The sequence below is a fragment of the Spirillospora sp. NPDC000708 genome (assembly GCF_040299565.1).
Classification (GTDB): Bacteria; Actinomycetota; Actinomycetes; order Streptosporangiales; family Streptosporangiaceae; genus Spirillospora.
Genome location: NZ_JBEPCJ010000021.1, coordinates 22,165 through 39,663 on the forward strand (window position 1 = coordinate 22,165; position 17,499 = coordinate 39,663).

At 72.5% G+C, this 17,499-nt stretch carries 20 protein-coding genes; 9 read left to right on the forward strand and 11 right to left on the reverse strand.

From position 1 onward, the window contains the following. The first annotated feature begins 121 nt into the window (after window positions 1-121). Window positions 122-2,653, forward strand: coding sequence for a tetratricopeptide repeat protein (locus ABT299_RS17285; RefSeq protein ID WP_500251366.1), 2,532 nt, complete (start codon window positions 122-124; stop codon window positions 2,651-2,653). Here the strand turns inward: ABT299_RS17285 and ABT299_RS17290 are convergent. After that, window positions 2,622-3,032: a DUF7144 family membrane protein gene (locus tag ABT299_RS17290; RefSeq protein ID WP_387032878.1), complete on the reverse strand. Its 411-nt coding sequence runs from the start codon at window positions 3,030-3,032 to the stop codon at window positions 2,622-2,624. The genes ABT299_RS17285 and ABT299_RS17290 overlap by 32 nt on opposite strands. A gap of 190 nt (window positions 3,033-3,222) precedes the next feature. On the opposite strand from ABT299_RS17290, the gene ABT299_RS17295 reads away from it, so the two are divergent. Further along, on the forward strand, window positions 3,223-5,034 hold the full coding sequence (locus ABT299_RS17295; RefSeq protein WP_500251367.1) for an alkyl/aryl-sulfatase: 1,812 nt from the start codon (window positions 3,223-3,225) through the stop codon (window positions 5,032-5,034). 27 nt (window positions 5,035-5,061) lie between these two features. On the opposite strand, the gene ABT299_RS17300 is transcribed toward ABT299_RS17295, so the two are convergent. Continuing rightward, window positions 5,062-5,805, reverse strand: coding sequence for a class I SAM-dependent DNA methyltransferase (locus tag ABT299_RS17300; protein WP_500251368.1), 744 nt, complete (start codon window positions 5,803-5,805; stop codon window positions 5,062-5,064). A gap of 9 nt (window positions 5,806-5,814) precedes the next feature. Further along, window positions 5,815-6,234, reverse strand: a complete 420-nt coding sequence (locus ABT299_RS17305) for an LbetaH domain-containing protein (protein ID WP_500251369.1) — start codon at window positions 6,232-6,234, stop codon at window positions 5,815-5,817. A 120-nt stretch (window positions 6,235-6,354) separates the two neighbouring features. Here ABT299_RS17305 and ABT299_RS17310 point away from each other — a divergent pair, with 120 nt between their 5' ends. Then, window positions 6,355-6,978, forward strand: a complete 624-nt coding sequence (locus ABT299_RS17310) for a TetR/AcrR family transcriptional regulator (RefSeq protein ID WP_500251370.1) — start codon at window positions 6,355-6,357, stop codon at window positions 6,976-6,978. A gap of 27 nt (window positions 6,979-7,005) precedes the next feature. Here ABT299_RS17310 and ABT299_RS17315 read toward each other — a convergent pair whose 3' ends face one another. Continuing rightward, on the reverse strand, window positions 7,006-7,848 hold the full coding sequence (locus ABT299_RS17315; protein WP_500251371.1) for an SDR family oxidoreductase: 843 nt from the start codon (window positions 7,846-7,848) through the stop codon (window positions 7,006-7,008). A 77-nt stretch (window positions 7,849-7,925) separates the two neighbouring features. Here ABT299_RS17315 and ABT299_RS17320 point away from each other — a divergent pair, with 77 nt between their 5' ends. The 4 genes from ABT299_RS17320 (at window position 7,926) to ABT299_RS17335 (ending at window position 11,482) form a co-directional block, all read left to right on the forward strand. Continuing rightward, window positions 7,926-8,666 (forward strand): helix-turn-helix domain-containing protein, encoded by a 741-nt coding sequence (locus ABT299_RS17320; protein WP_500251433.1) that lies wholly within the window; start codon window positions 7,926-7,928, stop codon window positions 8,664-8,666. Between the two features lie 116 nt (window positions 8,667-8,782). After that, on the forward strand, window positions 8,783-10,192 hold the full coding sequence (locus ABT299_RS17325; RefSeq protein ID WP_500251372.1) for a glycoside hydrolase: 1,410 nt from the start codon (window positions 8,783-8,785) through the stop codon (window positions 10,190-10,192). A gap of 191 nt (window positions 10,193-10,383) precedes the next feature. Beyond that, window positions 10,384-11,028 (forward strand): hypothetical protein, encoded by a 645-nt coding sequence (locus ABT299_RS17330; RefSeq protein ID WP_500251373.1) that lies wholly within the window; start codon window positions 10,384-10,386, stop codon window positions 11,026-11,028. Between the two features lie 55 nt (window positions 11,029-11,083). Continuing rightward, complete coding sequence (locus ABT299_RS17335) at window positions 11,084-11,482, forward strand: VOC family protein (RefSeq protein WP_190864951.1); 399 nt, start codon at window positions 11,084-11,086, stop codon at window positions 11,480-11,482. Window positions 11,483-11,495: 13 nt separating this feature from the next. On the opposite strand, the gene ABT299_RS17340 is transcribed toward ABT299_RS17335, so the two are convergent. Then, window positions 11,496-12,236, reverse strand: a complete 741-nt coding sequence (locus ABT299_RS17340; RefSeq protein ID WP_500251374.1) for an SDR family oxidoreductase — start codon at window positions 12,234-12,236, stop codon at window positions 11,496-11,498. A gap of 27 nt (window positions 12,237-12,263) precedes the next feature. Here ABT299_RS17340 and ABT299_RS17345 point away from each other — a divergent pair, with 27 nt between their 5' ends. Continuing rightward, the gene (locus ABT299_RS17345; RefSeq protein WP_500251375.1) at window positions 12,264-12,863 is read left to right on the forward strand and encodes a TetR/AcrR family transcriptional regulator; all 600 of its coding nucleotides are present in this window, start codon (window positions 12,264-12,266) and stop codon (window positions 12,861-12,863) included. A 26-nt stretch (window positions 12,864-12,889) separates the two neighbouring features. On the opposite strand, the gene ABT299_RS17350 is transcribed toward ABT299_RS17345, so the two are convergent. The 3 genes from ABT299_RS17350 to ABT299_RS17360 all read right to left on the reverse strand — a co-directional run bounded on the left by ABT299_RS17350 (window position 12,890) and on the right by ABT299_RS17360 (window position 15,242). Beyond that, a complete protein-coding gene (locus ABT299_RS17350) occupies window positions 12,890-13,816 on the reverse strand; it encodes an NADP-dependent oxidoreductase (protein ID WP_500251376.1) in 927 nt (308 codons plus the stop codon). 109 nt (window positions 13,817-13,925) lie between these two features. Next, window positions 13,926-14,564, reverse strand: a complete 639-nt coding sequence (locus ABT299_RS17355; RefSeq protein WP_500251377.1) for an HD domain-containing protein — start codon at window positions 14,562-14,564, stop codon at window positions 13,926-13,928. A gap of 96 nt (window positions 14,565-14,660) precedes the next feature. Then, window positions 14,661-15,242: a TetR/AcrR family transcriptional regulator gene (locus tag ABT299_RS17360; RefSeq protein ID WP_500251378.1), complete on the reverse strand. Its 582-nt coding sequence runs from the start codon at window positions 15,240-15,242 to the stop codon at window positions 14,661-14,663. A 75-nt stretch (window positions 15,243-15,317) separates the two neighbouring features. Here ABT299_RS17360 and ABT299_RS17365 point away from each other — a divergent pair, with 75 nt between their 5' ends. Then, the gene (locus ABT299_RS17365) at window positions 15,318-16,274 is read left to right on the forward strand and encodes an NADP-dependent oxidoreductase (protein WP_500251379.1); all 957 of its coding nucleotides are present in this window, start codon (window positions 15,318-15,320) and stop codon (window positions 16,272-16,274) included. Here ABT299_RS17365 and ABT299_RS17370 read toward each other — a convergent pair. The 3 genes from ABT299_RS17370 to ABT299_RS17380 all read right to left on the reverse strand — a co-directional run bounded on the left by ABT299_RS17370 (window position 16,261) and on the right by ABT299_RS17380 (window position 17,468). Then, window positions 16,261-16,464, reverse strand: a complete 204-nt coding sequence (locus tag ABT299_RS17370) for a response regulator transcription factor (protein ID WP_500251380.1) — start codon at window positions 16,462-16,464, stop codon at window positions 16,261-16,263. The genes ABT299_RS17365 and ABT299_RS17370 overlap by 14 nt on opposite strands. Window positions 16,465-16,740: 276 nt before the next feature. After that, a complete protein-coding gene (locus ABT299_RS17375; protein ID WP_500251381.1) occupies window positions 16,741-17,043 on the reverse strand; it encodes a hypothetical protein in 303 nt (100 codons plus the stop codon). Between the two features lie 89 nt (window positions 17,044-17,132). Further along, on the reverse strand, window positions 17,133-17,468 hold the full coding sequence (locus ABT299_RS17380) for a hypothetical protein (protein WP_500251382.1): 336 nt from the start codon (window positions 17,466-17,468) through the stop codon (window positions 17,133-17,135). Window positions 17,469-17,499: the final 31 nt, after the last annotated feature.

Here is a 17,499-nt window from a genome sequence, read left to right on the forward strand (position 1 = left end):
CCCCCGGGGCGTGACTCCATCACAGCGGGACGGGCTTGCCAGGACGACGCCGATGGGACACCGTGGGACAGCCGGAACGGGCTTGACCAGCGGCGGGAGCGCCCGCGCGGATCCGGCCCGCGTGGGACAGGGAGGCGGGGGAGCGGTGGTCGCGCAGCAGCGGACGGCGAAGGCCGGCCCGGAGGAGGAGCTGGCCGCCCGGCTGCGGCTGCTCCAGGAGCTGTCCGGACGCGGCGTCCGGGCCCTCGCCCGGGACACGGGCCTCAGCTCGTCGTCCCTGTCGCGCTACCTCGGCGGGCAGACCGTCCCGCCGTGGCCGGCGGTGCTCGCGCTGTGCCGGCTCGTGAAGCGCGACCCGCGCCCGCTGCGTCCGCTGTGGGAGCGGGCGTCGAGCCCGCTGCCGGCGCCCCCGAAGACCAGCCGCCAGGTGCGGCCGCCGTCGCCGCCCGCCGGCGCCCCGCGCCCGCCCCGCAACGACCTGCCGCGCGACGTCCCCGACTTCACCGGGCGGGAGGCCGCGCTCGCCGCCGTCCTCGACGCGGTGGCGGGCAGCCGGGTCGTCGCCGTCGACGGCATGGCGGGCGTCGGCAAGACCTGCCTGGCGGTGCACGCCGCGTACCGGCTCGCCGCCGAGCGGCCCGACGCCCAGCTCTACCTGGACCTGCACGGGTTCACCGAGGGCCGCGAGCCCCTCGACCCCGAGACCGCGCTGCGGTCGCTGCTCGCCGCGCTCGACGTCCCGTCCGAGAAGATCCCGCAGGAGGGCGGCGTCGAGCCGCTCGCGGCCTGCTGGCGGTCGGAGCTGGCGGGGCTGCGGGCCGTCGTGGTGCTGGACAACGCCGCCGACGCCGCGCAGGTCCGGCCGCTGCTGCCCGGCGCGGGCCCGTCCGTCGCCCTGATCACCAGCCGCAACCGGCTGCTGGGCCTGGACGAGGTGCCCCCGGTGTCGCTGGACGTGCTGTCCCCGGAGGAGAGCGCGGAGCTGCTGGCCCGCGCGAGCGGCGAGGCGGGCGGGTCCGGCGGTCCCGGCGGCCGGCTGGCCCGCGAGCCGGAGGCCGCGGCGGAGGTGCTGCGGCTGTGCGGGCACCTGCCGCTCGCGCTGCGGCTCGCCGCGGCCCGGCTGCGGCACCGGCCGGGCTGGACCGTCGGCATCCTCGTCGAGCGGATGGCGGAGGGCGCCAGCGAGTTCGACACCGCGTTCGCGATGTCCGTCCGGCAGCTCGACCGGGCGCAGCGCCGCCTGTTCCGGCTGCTGGGGGAGCTGCCCGGGGCGTCGTTCGACGAGTACGTGGCGGCGGCGCTCGCGGACGTCCCGCCGCGCACCGCCCTGGCCATGCTGGAGGATCTGCTCGACGCGCACCTCGTCCAGCAGCCGGCGGCGGGCCGCTACCGGCTGCACGACCTGGTGCACCAGCACGCGCGCCGGGCCGCCGCCGAGCACGAGTCCCCGGCGGAGCGGGAGCGGGCGCTGAGCCGCGTCCTCGACTACTACGTGCACGCCGCCGCGGCCGCCGACGCCGCGATGCCGTTCCCGGCGGGCAGCCGGGCCGCCTCGGCGGGCCGGGCTCCGGCCGGGCTGCCGCGGTTCCCCGACAAGAACGCGGCGCTCGCCTGGTTCGGCGCCGAGTACGGGAACCTGATGGCCGCCTTCCACGCCGCGGTCGCCGCCGGCGCCGACGCGCACGTGTGCGAGCTGCCGCGCTTCATGCGGGCGTACTTCGCGCGGCGCTGCGGGACGACGCAGCTCAACGTCCTCTTCGAGCGGTCGGTGGACGCCGCGCGGCGCCTCGGCGACCCGCTCTCGCTCGCCGAGGCGCACAGCGACCTCGGCTTCGCGCGGTACAACGCGGGCCGGATGGCGGAGGCCGGCGCCGCGTACGAGGCGGCGGCGCCGCTGGTGTCGCGGGCGGGGGACGTCCTGTCGCAGGCGGAGCTGATTCTGCGCCGCGGCTACCTGAAGTGGGACGAGGGGCACGTCGAGGAGCCGCTGGAGCTGTTCCGGACGGCCGGGCGGCTGTACGAGGCGGCCGGCTGCCCGACGGGCGCCGCCCACGCCACCGCGTACGAGGCGTGGGCGATGCTGCAGCTCGGGCACCGCGAGGAGGCGGCGCGGCTGGCCCGCAGGGCCCTGGAGGTCCCGCACTCCGACCCGTCATGGGCGCCCGCGCTGACGGCCCGGATCACGCTCGGCGTGGCCATCGCCGGCGAGGAGCCCGGCGAGGCCGTCCGGCACCTGCACGAGGCCCTCGACCTGGCGCGCGAGGACGGCCACAAGCACAACGAGGCGTGGTGCCTGAACTGCCTCGGCGTCGCCCTGCGCCGGATGGGCCGGTACGAGGAGGCGCTGGACGCCCACCGGCGGGCGTTCGCGCTGCTCGACGAGCTGTTCGAGGAGCACTGGGAGATCCACTTCCTGAACGGCTACGGCGAGACGTGCCGGCTGGCGGGGCTGCCCGAGGAGGCCCTGCGGCTGCACCGGCGGGCGCTGGAGCTGGCCCCGAAGGTCGGGTACCGGCACGAGGAGGCGCTGGCCCACGAGGGCATCGCCGCCGTCCTCGACGGGACGGACCCGGCGGCGGCTGAGGAGCACCGTGCCGCGGCCCGGGCCGTGGCGGGCGGGCTCAGCCCCGGGCCCGCGACGACGGCGCGGTGAGCGCGTAGATCAGCAGGATGGACATCGCGATGGTCAGCACCGACCAGAGCGGGAAGGCCCGCAGGAACGCGATGTGGCCGATCGCGGTGAGGACGGCGAACATGACGCCGACGACGCGCGCCCACATCCGCCCGGCGATGATCCCCGCGCCGACGGCGATCTGGAAGGCGCCGAGGATCAGCCAGAACCAGCCCCACGAGGTGAAGTCGAACACCAGGATCTGGTTGCCGTTGGCGAGGTAGTAGTTGTCCCTGAACAGGCCGACCAGGCCGTCGATGACGTTGAACGCGCCGATCACCATGGCGAGGGTGCCGGCGAACGTGAGCCATCCGGACGTCGGCCGCAGGTGCCGGGCCGAGCCGTGCGCCGTTCTGGTCATCGTTGGCCTCCCCATGCTCGCGGCCGGTCGTTGATGCCGGAAAGGTCCCCGTTGTTCTGGTAGCCGCAACCGTGTTCGGTGCCCTTTTGGCGCGGGCCGGGGTGAAATGTGACCGGAAGTCGACCCGGTCGCCCCGACTCTTTGCCCGGCGGGGCTTTTGTGGCGATTTGTTCCGGGACATACGGGGGTCATGGCTGGACCCGCGTTCGAAGACCGGACCGACTTCGAGAACGCCGCGCGCGGCCGGGTGGCGTCCCTGTCGCCCGACGTCGTGACGGACGCCGGCGGGCGCGTCGTCTGGGACGGCGACGCCTACGCGTTCCTCGACGGCCCGTGCCCCGAGTCGGTGAACCCGTCCCTGTGGCGGCAGTCGCGGCTGTGCGCCGTGCAGGGGCTCTTCGAGGTCACGGACGGCATCTACCAGGTGCGGGGCCTCGACCTGTCGAACATGACCCTGGTCGAGGGGGAGCACGGCGTGGTCGTCATCGACCCGCTCGTGTCCGCCGAGACGGCCGCCGCCGCGCTGGCGCTCTACCGCGAGCACCGCGGCGACCGGCCGGTCACCGCACTCGTCTACACCCACTCCCACGTCGACCACTTCGGCGGCGCCGAAGGCGTCATCCCGGACGGCGACCCCGGGGCGGTGCCGATCCTGGCGCCGGCCGGGTTCCTGGACCACGCCGTCGCCGAGAACGTCTACGCGGGCACCGCGATGGGCCGCCGCGGCGTCTACCAGACGGGCGCCCTGCTGCCGAAGGGACCGGACGGGACGGTCGGCACCGGCCTCGGGCAGGCCGCCTCGTGGGGACGGGTGACCCTCGTCCCCCCGACCAGGAACATCACCCGGACCGGGCAGACGGAGGTCATCGACGGGGTCCGGATCGTCTTCCAGCTCACCCCCGGAACCGAAGCGCCCGCCGAGATGAACCTCCACTTCCCCGAGCGGCGGGCCCTGTGCATGGCGGAGAACGCCACCCACAACCTGCACAACGTCCTGACGCCGCGGGGCGCGCTCGTCCGCGACGCCCGCGTCTGGGCCCGGTACCTGGACGAGGCCATCACGCTGTTCGCCGGCGGCACCGACGTGGCGTTCGCGTCCCACCACTGGCCGACCTGGGGCCGCGCGGAGATCGTCGCGTTCCTGTCCCAGCAGCGCGACCTCTACGCCTACCTGCACGACCAGACGCTCCGGCTGCTCAACCAGGGCCACACCGGCATCGAGATCGCCGAGATGATCGACCTGCCGCCCGCCCTCGCCGGCGCCTGGCACGCGCGCGGCTACTACGGCTCGGTGAGCCACAACGTCAAGGCCATCTACCAGCGCTACATGGGCTGGTTCGACGGCAATCCCGCGCACCTGTGGGAGCATCCGCCCGTCGAGGCGGCCCGCCGCTATGTCGAATGCATGGGCGGCGCGTCCAGGACGATGGCGATGGCCCGCGACTACGCCGCCCGGGGCGACCTGCGTTTCGCGGCCACGCTGTTCGACCACGTCGTCTTCGCCGATCCGGAGAACGCCGACGCGCGAGCCGGGCTGGCCGACGTGTTCCAGCGCCTCGGCGAGGGCGCCGAGAACGGCATCTGGCGCAATTTCTACCTGACCGGTGCCATGGAGCTGCGCGAGGGCATCAAGCCGGTCCCGACGAGCATTTCCGGCGGCGTGACGGCGGGCATGACCGTTGGCCAGGTCTTCGACTCGATGGCGATCCGCGTGAACGGCCCGAAGGCGTGGGACGAGCACCTCACCATCGACTGGCATTTCACCGACTCCGGCGACCGGCACCGCATGACCCTGTCCAACGGCGCCCTCACCCACCGCCGCGTCGGCGCCCCGTCCGGCCCCGCCGACCTGACCCTCACCCTGACCAGGCCGGGACTGTTCGCCCTCATCAAGGGCGAGAGCACGGAGGGCATCGACGTGACCGGCGACGTCGCCGCGCTCCGCCGCCTCCTGGCCGTCATGGACGACCCCGAGCCGAACTTCCCGATATCGACCCCGTGACCACCGCCGCTCCGGGCAGCGATTCCGTCATTCCTCCGGGGAATTCGCGGCCGAAGAGCCGCCGGGCTTTCGCGCGAGGACGAGGCGGGCGCGGGGAGTGCCGTTGTCTCGGCGGCCCAGAGCCGTCAGGGGAACGGTCGTCACGCTGAATCCGGCCTTCGCCAGATCCTTGGTGACCGCGCTCAGCGGGCAGGTGCGGTAGTACATGACGAACGGGGGACGCCACACCGCGTTCCGGACGCGCATGACCGCGTCGAATCCGAGCAGCGCCCAATACCAGGGCGACGTGATCGGCAGCGGGCCGCCGAGCGGAAAGGCGAAGAGCCCGCCGGGCCGCAGCGCCCGATGCACCCCGGTGAAAACGGCGGGGCGTTCGGCGGGCAGCAGGTGGCCGAGCGCCCCGAAGGTCACGGCGAGGTCGAATTCCGCGCCGAGGGAAAGGCTCCGGACGTCCGCCCGGACCAGCTCCGCGTCCGGATGCGCTTCGCGCGCCTCCGCGAGCATCCCGGCGCTGAAGTCGACGCCCGCGATCCGCTCCCGGCACACGGCCTCGAGCGTCCGCAGGCCCGCGCCGGTGCCGCAGCACACGTCCAGCCCCCGGCCGAACGGCCCGAGCGGCCGCAGCGCCTCGGCGGTCGCGTCGAGAACGGCGTCGGACGTGCGGAAAGGCGTGTGGTCGAACTTCGGGGCGAGCAGGTCGTAGCCCCGCTCGACCGACGACAGCGCCTGCACCGCCAGTTCGCGCAGCGACGGCCCCTGAGACGAGAACACCGCCCAAGGCTACTCGCGGCGTCGCCGCCGCGGAGCCGTGCGCCGCCGCCACCCGCCCCCGCGGTCAAGGGCGCGGGGGCGCGGCGGCCTCCAGGGCGTCGATGTCGCCGGACATGCGTGCTCGGCCCAGGAGCCGCCCATGATCGGGAAGGGGAACGTCGACGGCCCGTCCATGCGGTGGTTCGCGCCGTTCATGAGGAACCGCACGCCCTCGCCGAGCGCGCAGAACCTCCCGATGACGAGCCTCTCCGGCCCGTAGTGGTAGAGCACGTTGCGGGTCTCGAAGGCGGTCGGGTCGTCCGGGTCGTCGTAGTAGGAGAACTCGCCGACCTCGATCAGCGGGGACGTGACCAGGGGTTTCAGCAGCACGACGCGCGGCCGGCCCGGGATCGGGTGCAGCACGTCCGGGTCGGCGGGCACGGGCGGCATGGCGGGCCGTTCCTTTCGGCGGGGCGGGTCCGCCCGGCGGGACGGTCCACACTAATGCGACAATTGATGCATTAAGATACTGGCACGACGCCGTCCCACCGAGCAACCGGAGCACCACCGATGACGCCACCGGCAGACGACGGGCCCGCGCCGCCGCGGCGCCGCCCCGGCGGCCGCACCGCCCGCGTCCGGACGCAGGTCCACGACGCCGTCCTCGCCGAACTCGGCGAGGACGGGTTCGACGGCCTCACCGTCGAGGCCGTCGCCGCCCGCGCCGGCGTCCACCGCGCCACCGTCCACCGGCGGTGGGGCGACGTCGGCGGCCTGCTCGCCGACGTCCTGGACGCGGCGGCCGACGACGCCTGGCAGCCCCCGGACACCGGCTCCCTGGAACGCGACCTGGCCGGGCTGAACCGCGAGATCCAGGACGCCATGACCGCGCGGCCGCCGGTCATGGCGGCCCTGATCGCCGCGTCGTTCCGCTCCGAGAAGGCCGAGCGCGCCCAGCGGCGGCTCTGGGAGGACCGCTACGCCCGCTGCGAGATCGTCGTCACCAGGGCCGTCCGACGCGGCGAACTCCCCCCGGCCACCAACGCCAGGCAGCTCCTGATCGCCGCCACCGCCCCGGTCTACCACCACCTCGTGCTCCTCCGCACACCCCCCGACCCGGACCTCCCCGACCACGCCGCCCGGACCGCCGCCCTGGCCGCCGCCGCCGGCGCCTTCACCGGCACGGATCGCTGAGCCGCGCCCGCCTCCGGCGCCGACGGCTCATTCGAACGCGGCCCGGTAGTCGCGGGCCCACGTCGTGTAGGTGCGCGCCGGACGGCCGAGGACGGCGGCCACGTCGGCGGTCAGCCGGGCGTTCCCCCCTTCGGCGATGAACCGCTGGCCGCGCATCGCGCCCTCGGCGAACTCCGGGTCCCGGCCCGCCGCGATCATCTGCTCCTTCGCCGCCTCCGGCGGCACGTCGACGATCCCGATCGGGCGGCCGAGCACCTCCCGTAGGATCGCCACCTGGTCGGGCGCGCTCAGCAGTTCGGGGCCGGTCAGCGTGTAGGTCCGCCCCGCGTGGCCCGGCGCGGTCAGCGCCGCGACCGCCACCTCGGCGACGTCGCGCGGATCGATCACGCCCTGGGCGCCGTTCCCGGTCAGGTTGGCGACCGGCCGCCCCGCGCGGATCATCGAGGCCCAGTGCAGCGTGTTGGTGGCGAAGCTGCTCGGCCGCAGGATCGTCCACTCCGCCTCGCACGCACGCAGCGCCTGCTCGCCGGGCAGATGCCAGCCGCCTGCCCTGACCTCGGTGTCCTCGCCGGTGCCGATGGCCGACAGCTTCACCACCCTTCGGACGCCCCCGGACCGCGCGGCGTCGAGCATCGCCCGGTCGTGCCGCTCGATCCAGGGGCCCGGCGCGTCCAGCAGGAAGACCGCGTCGCACCCGGCCACCGCGCCGTCCAGGGAGCCGGGGTCGTCGAAGTCGCCCCGGACGACCTCCGCCGGCAGGCTCCTGCCGTCCGGGTTCCGCGTCATCGCCCGGACCCGCTCGCCGCGCTCGGCCAGGATCCGGACCACTTCTGTTCCGATGGTGCCCGTCGCACCCGTCACGAGGATCATGCCGGGCACTCTGCCGCCCCGCCCCACGGCGGATATAGGAAGAACCGGCAGGCCGTAGAGTCGTCGGCGTGGACGCGATGACCCCCATGCCCGCGCTGCGGCCCTGGATCGCCGACGCGACGCTGATGCGGCCCGACGGCGCCCGGCCGATCGTCCACCTCCCCGACGCCGCCACCGCGCTCGTCTACCGCAGGACCGGCGCCCGGGACGGCGACCTCCGCGTGGTCGGCCCTCGCAGCCGCGCCTCCTACAACCCGGGCAAGAACCTGCCGATGTGCGTCCGGGCCCGGTTGCGCCCGGGCGCCGCCCGGACGCTGCTCGGCGTCCCGGCCGGCGAGCTGCGCGACCGGGCCGTCCCGCTCACCGACCTGTGGGGCGACCGCGCCGCCCGCCTCGAAGCCCGGCTCAACGAGCTGACCGGCCCCGACGCGATCCTGCGGGCCGTCGAGCACACGCTGCTCGACGGGCTGCGCGACGGCGCGGACGCGCGCGACCTGCTGCTCCGCGAGGCCGTCGAGTCGCTGTCCACCACCGGGGAACGGGTCGCCGCGCTCGCCCGGCGGCTCTCGGTCAGCGAGCGCCACCTGCGCGACCTGTTCACCGACCGGGTCGGCCTGCCGCCCAAGCGCTTCGCCCGCATCCAGCGCGTCCGCACGGTGCTGGCCCGCGCGGGCTCCGCGCAGTGGGCGGGCCTCGCCTCCGATACCGGCTACTACGACCAGTCCCACATGACGGCCGACTTCCACGCGCTCATGGGCGTCTCCCCGGCCGCTTTCCGTGCGGGCCGCCTTCCCGCAAGCACGCCCTGCGCCGCATAAGGAAAGAGGCCCGAGCCTCTTTCGGGAATCGATCAGGCAAAGTTCTGGAAAGCGCTGGATAGCGCCTGCTCGTCCGAACACATCCCGGGTGGCGACGGACGAGCGAAGGCGTGGACATGTCCGATGAGCGGGTCATCGACCCCGAGGGCGCGTACATATGGGACGGGTGGGGGACCTGCCTGTCCTGGTGGGCGAACACCGGACTGGGCGCGCGGGACGACCTGGCCGCGGCCCTGTTCGGCCTGGACACGGCCAGGGTGACGACCTCCGGCCGCGAGATCGAGCTTCCCGGCCTGGGCCTGAACATCGTGCGCTACAACCTCGGGGCCTGCACCTGGACGGGCGGCTCGGCGATGGTCGAGTCGCCAGCCATCGTCCGGCGCAAGCAGATCGAGACGTACTACGACGGCGAAAGGTGGGACTGGAGCGCGGACCCGAACCAGCGGAGCATGCTGGCGAAGGCGCGCGACGCCGGCGCCGACACCTTCGAGATGTTCTCGGTTTCACCGCCCTGGTGGATGACCGTCAACGGGAATCCCTCCGGCGCCGAGCAAGGCGAACAGGACAACCTGGAATTCCAGTACCAGGACGCGTTCGCCCGCTTCATCGCGGCGGTGGCCCGGCGCGCCCGCGACGACTGGGGCATCCGCTTCTCGTCGGTCGAGCCGTTCAACGAGCCCTCGCTGACCGCATGGCACGCGCGGCAGAACCAGGAGGGGTGCCATTTCACCCTCGGCGCGCAGGAAGCGGTCATCGAGTGCCTGCGCCGCGCGCTGGACGAGCACGGCCTCGGCGACGTGCTGATCGCCGCGTCCGACGAATGCCGCTATATGGACGCGGTCGACACCTGGCAGAAGCTCACCGAAGGCGCCAGACGGCTCGTCGGCCGCGTCAACGTCCACGCCTACGAGCCCGACGAGAAAGGCCGCAGCCGCACCAAGCTCCGCGAAGCCGTCGGCGAAGAGACTCCGATATGGCAGTCCGAGTACGCCGAAGGCGAGCCCGACGGATTGGCGATGGCGCTGAGCATCAGCCGCGACATCCGGTATCTCCGTGCGGCCGGATGGGTCTGCTGGCAGCCCGTCGAGGCGCTCGACTGGGGGCTGCTGGACGGCGAGTACGACGACCGGACCCCGAATCCGACCGGTGGAGCGCCGGGCACGCTCAAAGGCGAAGTGGGCGGCGTCAACACGAAGTATCACGTCCTCGCCCAATACAGCCGCCATATCAGGCCGGGGATGCGGATCCTGAAATCCGGGCACACGAACACCGTCGCCGCCCACGACCCGTCCGCCGGGCGGCTGGTTTTGGTGACCGTCAACGGCGGCCGGAAACGAACCGTCACCTACGATCTGCGGTCGCTGACCGAAGGCGCGAACGCGGCCCGAGTATGGGTCACCGACACGATCGACGCCCCCGCCGCACGCCGCTACGCGCGCCGGCCCGACGCCGATTTCCAGGGCGGTCTGCTCACGGTGGTCCACGAGTCGAACACGGTCACGACCATGGAGGTCGACGGCGTCTGAGCACGCGCGGGGCGCTCACCGGCGCAAGAACACACCATGACCCACCTGTGGTTTTCGTCGTCTCCGAGGCGGGGGACGGTGCAATTGCATCGCTGCGTGAGGATGCAGCGCCGCGGCGGCGCGCGACGCAGCATCCGAGGAGAACCGTGAATCGGACACGCCGGGCGGCCATGTCGGGAACAGTCGCCGGAATGCTCGCCCTCTCGGCCCTGACTCCCGCCGTCGCCGCAGACCGGACCGGTATGGCGCCGTCGCCCGGAACCGCCGGCGGGAAGGCCGGGCCGCTCCCGCCCAAGCTGCCGCGGAACTTCCACGGAAGCGGCAAATACATCGTCCGGGACCTCGGCGTGACGGTGCCCTTCACCTGGACGGGACGAGACGGCGACAGCCAGATGATCGCGGGCGGCCCCCGCTACCCGATCTGGTTCACGAACCTCATCTACCGGAACTCGCTCTACACGCTGACCTACAAATGGCCCGGCCTCAACGACCACGAATGCTCCCGCATTCCCGGATTCAACCTGGACACCCTGAACCAGAAGCTCAGCACCTCGCGCTTCGTCGGACGGGAGACGCTGCAGCGGAACCCGCGGCGCCACGTGAACCACTGGAGGGTCGGCGTCGTCGTGCCGCAACTCCCGCCCGGCAAGTTCCTCCGCTTTCCGCTCGCCCTCGGTGACGTCTACGTCGACCAGCGCGACCGGGGGACCTTCTGGCAGGTGCTCCAGTTCGGCGTCCAGAACCTTTTCGATCCGGAACTGGACGAATGGCTCGTGATGAACACCTTCAAGCACACTCCCGGAAAAGTCCGCCTTCCCCGCCAATGCCCGCGGTAAGGCGGCCTTCGAGGCGCCCCAAGGTCGGAGCCGATCGTGTGTGAGAGAGTGGTTCATGCCCTTGAGCACGTATGACGTCAGGACGTCCGTCGCCGTCTCCGACATCGAGAAGGCCGTCGCGTTCTACGAAGGCAGACTGGGCCTCGAGGTCCTGCAGACCGGTCCCAGCGCCGACATCATCGGCGGCAGCCGCGTCTACGCGTCCGGCGGCGGCCCGGCGCTGAACGTGTACCAGTCCGTCACCGCCGGAAAGACCGACGCGACGCTGGCGACGTGGTACGTCGACGACATCGACCAGATCGTGGACGAACTCGCCTCGTCCGGCGTCGAGTTCGTCCGCTACGACCAGTTCGAATGCGACGCCAGGGGGATCTGCCCGCGGGCCGGGGGCGGGCGCATCGCCTGGTTCCAGGACCCGGATGGCAACACCTTCGCCATCGAAGCCGACATCTGACCCTCCGGGACCGTCAGCCCTGGCGGGACGGCCGGATGGTCAGGTCGCCGATCTCGACGTCGTCGGGCTGGTCGATCGCGAACGCGATCGCGCGGGCCACCGCCAGGGGGTCGATGCCGAGGTCGGCCATGTTCCGCCTGGCCTGCTCGCGCACGGCCGGGTCGTCCACGGCGTTGTCGATGAGCTCGGTGCGGACGTAGCCGGGGGAGATCGACGTCGTCCGCAGGACCCCGTCCGTGCTCTCCTGCCGCAGGCCCTCCATCAGGGTGCGCACCGCGTTCTTCGTCCCCGCGTACACCGCCTGAGTGGGGACGATCTTCAGGCCGGAGGTCGAGACGACCGTCACGAGGTGACCGGTGCCCTGGCGGCGGAACACCGGCAGGGCCGCGGCGATGCCGTGCAGGATCCCCTTGACGTTGACGTCGACCATCGCCGACCAGCCCTCCACGTCCAGGTCGGCGACGGGGCCGATCCGGCTGATCCCGGCGTTGCCGACCAGGACGTCCAGCCGGCCGAAGCGCTCGACGGCCCCGGCGACGAGCGCTTGGAGGTCGCCGGGATCGGTGACGTCCACCCGCAGGGCGGCCGCCTCCCCGCCGGCGGCCTCGATCTCGCCGACGAGCCGGTCCAGCCGCTCGGTCCGGCGAGCGCCGAGGACGACGGCCGCGCCCTCCGCCGCGAGGTGGCGGGCCGTGGCCTCGCCGATGCCGCTGCTGGCCCCCGTGATGGCGACGACCTTGCCCTGGATGGTCATGGAGAACCTCCACCTAGAATGGGACACATGTCCGGTTACCTCGACCAGCCTAGCGGACACGTGTCCGCTTCTGTCACAGGCGCGGCACGGCGTGCGGACGCCCAGCGCAACCGCGAGCGGATCCTCCAGGCGGCCCGCGACCTCGTGCGCGAGCCGGGCGAGCTGAAGCTCAACGCCGTCGCGAAGGCCTGCGGCATCGGGCAGGGCACGCTGTACCGGCACTTCCCGACGCGCGAGGACCTCCTCGCTGAGGTGTACCGCCGCGAAGTGGAAGAACTCGTCGCCGCCGCTCCACGCCTGCTGGAGACCCACGAACCGCTCGACGCGCTGGCGGCGTGGTTCGACCGCGTCGCCGCCTACGCCCGGGTCAAGCGCGACGTGTTCGCCGCCATCGAAGCGGCGACGTGGCGCGACCTCGCCGCCCACAGCCTCGGCCCGATCGGCGAGGCGGTGGAGCTCCTCCTGGCCGCCGGCCGCTCGGCCGGCAGCGTCCGCGCCGACGCCGAGGCCCGCGACGTCATCGTGCTCATCAGCTGGCTGTCACGCCTGGACGACGCCGAACTCGACGCGCGGGGACCGCGACTGCTGTCGATCCTCATCGACGGCCTCCGCCCACCCCGTCCCTGACCGCCTCCCGCGCGGCGAGGCCGACGTCAGCCCTGCTCGTCCGCGACCCGGATGATCGTCTTGCCGGGCGTGCGGCGGTGGCGGGCGAACGCGGAGGCCGTCTCGGAGAGCGGCCGCACGTCGCCGACGATGGGTTTGAGCCGTCCGTCCTGAAGGCGGCGCGCGAGTTCGGCCAGCAGGGCGCGGTCGGGTTCGACGACGAAGAAGACGGCTCGCCCGTCATCGGGCTGCACGGTGGGCGGCATGGCGATGGTGACGAGGGTGCCGCCCGGCCGCACCAGTCCGGTCGATCGTTCGAGGATCTCTCCGCCGATGACGTCGAACACGACGTCCACCTCCCCGGCGTCCCGCAGATCGTCCGCGCCCAGGTCGAGGAACTTCTGCGCGCCGAGGCCGAGCGCCACGTCCCGGTCGCCGGCCCGGCCGGTGCCGATCACGCGGGCGCCCGCCTCCCGCGCGAGCTGGACGGCGATCGAGCCGACACCGCCCGCGGCGCCGTGGACGAGGACGGTCTGGCCCGTCGTGAGGCGGCCGTGGTCGAACAGTCCCTGCCATGCCGTCAGCCCCGAAATGGGCAGCGCGGCGGCCACGGTGTGGTCGACGTCGGCCGCCAGGGGAGCGAGGTTGCGGGCCTCCACCGCGGTGTATTCGGCCAGGGAGCCGTTGCGGGTCCAGTCCGTCAGCCCGAACACCCGCTGGCCCACGGTGAGGCCGGTGGTTCCGTACCCGAGTTCGACCACCACTCCCGACAGCTCGTGCCCGGGGACGCTGGGCGTCCGGTCGCGACCGGCGCGATCGGTCCACGTCCCCGGCCAGTCGAGCTCTCCGGGGGTGAAGCCCGCAGCGTGCACGCGCACGATGACGTCGTTCTCCGCGGCGTGCGGGTAGGGCACGTCGGTCAGCGTGAGGCCGCCGACGCCCGCGTCACGGTCCCGTGCGGTGATCGCTCGCATGCTCGCTCCTTTCCAGAACGCCGGCGCCCCGAGGCTGGGCCGACATCGACCCGATACCCGCTCGGCAACGACCAACCCACCACGAACACGGCCTTGACCAGGCGTCCTGTCAGCTCGGCCACGGTGAGCCGAGGACGCGCTCGACCATCGTCGTGCGGTGGAAGCCGGGGACGAAGTGTTCGAGCAGATCGGAGTTCACCGTGCCGTTCGTGGTGCCGGGACGGTCCTTGAGCCCCTCGACGGAGACCCGCAGGAACTCGTTCTTGAAGTCCCCGCGCGGGTGGACGGCGAGGATCGCGTCCACCTGCTCGCGTTCCAGTCCGTCCAGCCCGAAGCCGATCCCGTCGGTCAGGACGCCGAGGTGCGTGGCCGCGATCTCCGGGCCCATCCGGACGGGGATGCCCGGCGTGGTGTGCAGCGCGACCGCCGTCCAGACGGTCTGAGCGGCCGCCGTCGAGAACCCCCGGTCCAGAAGGAACCTGCGCGCGTGGTCGGCGCCATCGACTTCGAAGCGCTGCTCAACATCGGAAAAGGGATTCAAGAGCCCGGCGTCGTGGAACATGGCCGCCAGGTAGAGAAGCTCCGGGTCCGGCTCCACACCGAGCTTTCGCGCCTGAATCAGACCGAAGAAGAAGACCCGCCGGGAGTGGTGGAAGAGGAAGGGGCCGGTCGTCTCCCGGATCAGGCCGGTCGCGTCGGCGACCGCCGCCGTCTCGGGAACCGCCAACCCCGCGATGACCTCCGCCATATCGACCTCCCCCGAACATGCCGACCGTACCCATACCCGGTGCTACCCGCTCGGATGTCGTCCGGACGCCGTCGGCCACCGCCTCGATCCGGGGGCTCAGCCCGACCGGACGGCGGGCCGGAGACCGTCCATCAGGAGGTCCAGCAGGCGACCGGCCTTGGCTTCGTGCTCGCGCCGGGGGGCCACGGTGAAGATGCCGATGAGGGAGGCGGCGATGTCGTCGGCGGGGACGTCGGAGCGGAGGTCGCCCGCCGCGCGACCGGCGTCGAGGATCGTGGTGATGGCCGCCAGGAGCTCGCTCCGGGTCTGCGCATGGGCGATCTCGCCCGACTCGATCATCGCGAGCAGCGTGTCGAGCATCCCGTTCTTCGTCGCGATCCAGTCCCCGAACAGGTCCATCCAGCGCCGCATCGCCGCGGCCGGGGGCAGCCGGCCGAGCAGCTCGCGGGCGCCGGTCGTCAGCCGCGCGACCTGGTCCCGGTAGACCGCGTCGACCAGCGACTCGCGGGTCGGGAAGTGCCGGTAGAGCGTGGCGATGCCGACTCCGGCCTCGCGGGCGATCGCACGCATCGACGGCTCCGCGTCGGCAGACACGAACACGCGGGTCGCCACCGCGAGCAACTGGTCGCGGTTGCGGGCCGCGTCCGCCCGGGGCGCGCGCTTCTCCGCCTCAGCCAAAACGGATCACGCTCCGGTTGTGTTACGGTCGTCCATGGAAACGGAGCATAGTCCGTTTCGGGGAGAGGGGCGTCCATGCAGGAACAGAGCGATCAACCGGCGGCGGGCGGGTGCAGGGCGGTCCGGCTCGATTCATTCGGCGGACCCGAAGTGCTGGACGTCCGCGAGGTCCCCGCTCCCCAGGCCGGCCCGGGGCAGATCCGCGTGCGGGTCACCGCCGCCGGTCTGAACCCGATGGACTGGATCATGACCGCCGACGCGGACACCGCCGCCCGGTTCGGCCTGAGCCTCCCGGCCGGGTTCGGGACCGACTACGCGGGGCTGGTCGACCAGGCCGGTGACGGGGTGACCGGCTTCGCGCCCGGCGACCGGGTATTCGGGGGCGCGCTGTCCCGCGCCGTCGCCGACTTCGTGGTGATCGACGCGGCCGGGGGGACCGCGGCGAACGAGGCCCATCGCACTCCCGACGGCGTCAACGACCGCACCGCCGCCACCCTCACGATCGCCGGCCGCACGGCGTCCGCCGCCCTCGCCCTGGTCGCCCCCGGCCCGGACGACACGGTGCTGATCGGCGGCGCGGCGGGCGGGGTCGGGGTGTTCGCCGTCCAGCTGGCCCGGATCGCGGGAGCTCGCGTGATCGGGACGGGATCGGCCACGTCATCCGACTTCCTGCGCGATCTCGGAGCCGACCCGGTCGCCTACGGCGACGGCCTGGCCGACCGGGTCCGAACCCTCGCCCCCGGCGGTGTCACCGCCGCCATCGACCTGCACGGGACGGAGACAGCGCACGCCGCAAGGGAACTCGGCGTCCCGGACGGCCGCATCTGCACCATCGCCGCGCAGGTCGACGGCGTGCCCGCGGCCAACGGCGCGAACGCGGCCCCCGGCGCCCTGGAAGAGATCGCCCGTCTGGTCGCGGCGGGCCGGCTCCGCGTGCCCATCGCGGCGACCTTCCCGCTCGAGCAGATCCGCCGCGCAGCCGAACTCCAAGCCGGCCGCCACGTCCACGGCAAGGTAGTCATAGACCTCTAAACCAGCACCGCCACGCCGATGAACGCGCGGCCTCATTCGGCGTCATGGACGAGGAGCGTGATCTGGGCGCGCTTGTCCAGACGAGCTTGGTCAACAGGCGCGAGACATAGGACTTGACGGTGGCGACGCTGACCATCAGCCGCTCCGCGATCTGCGCGTTGGACAGTCCCAGCGCGACGGCATCGGCCATCCGGCGCTCGGTGGCGGCGAGCCGGTCGACCCGGCGCAGGGCGCTCAGGACGAGGTCGTCCTGGTCGAAGGTCCTCAGGACGATGACTTCGGGCGGGTCGTCCCCGGCACGGTCGCTGGGCGCGGTCCACGAACAACGTGCGCGGGTCGGCTGCCAGCTCGTACAGTTCGATCTCGAACGGGTCGGCGTCGTACTCGATGCGAACCACCGCGTTACACCTGGCCCGGTACGCCCTGGTCCAGCCCGTGACGTTGTTGCCGTCAGCGGGCCGGCCTCTCAGCCAGAGTCGGAGATGCGGTGTGCCTGCTCGTAGGCACGGATGAAGTTTCCAGGGATCGGAGGTCGCCCAAGCTCGCGGACCTCGACAGAGATCACCGTCTCACCGCGAACGTCGATCTCCAGGTACGTGGGCGACGCTGGATTCGCGGGATCCCAGCGCGTCCTCACACCTGGCTGGAGGCCGACGGAGTCCATGGCTTCGAGCATGGCCTCAATGAGCAGGTCGTAATCGACCTCAGGGCCATACTCCAACCGCAAGGGCTCGATCGGCGTTGCGCGTAAGGCGTCCGCGATCAGCATGACCAGCTCCGTACGGTCACTCATCAGCACGAACCCCTCTCCGAGAGCAGGCCCCCGAGCCTACGCTCAGGCCCTGGCAACACCTGGTCTCATCGGACTCGGGCCGAGCCTCCACCGGGATGCTCGAAGGTGCCACGGCCCCCAATGCGCACCGTGACCAGGTTGACCTGGCTCCAGAGGAGGGCCAGACGGACCTGGGTGTTCCTGTCAGCCGAGAAGCCCATGCCGCCTGTTGCAGCAGCTTCCGCGCATGCGTCGGCCGCCGCGCCCGTGACCTCTCTGAAAGCGTGATCGAACGCGTCGTCTATCGCTTGGCCGCTTGCCCGCAACTGGACCAATAAGGCATCGAGGCGGTCAGCCAGATCGTGCCTGCTGATGAGCGTCATGTGCGCTCGGGCATCCGTCAGCAACACAGCGAGGCTCACCAACGAACGGTCGACCGCTACGGGGTCCTTA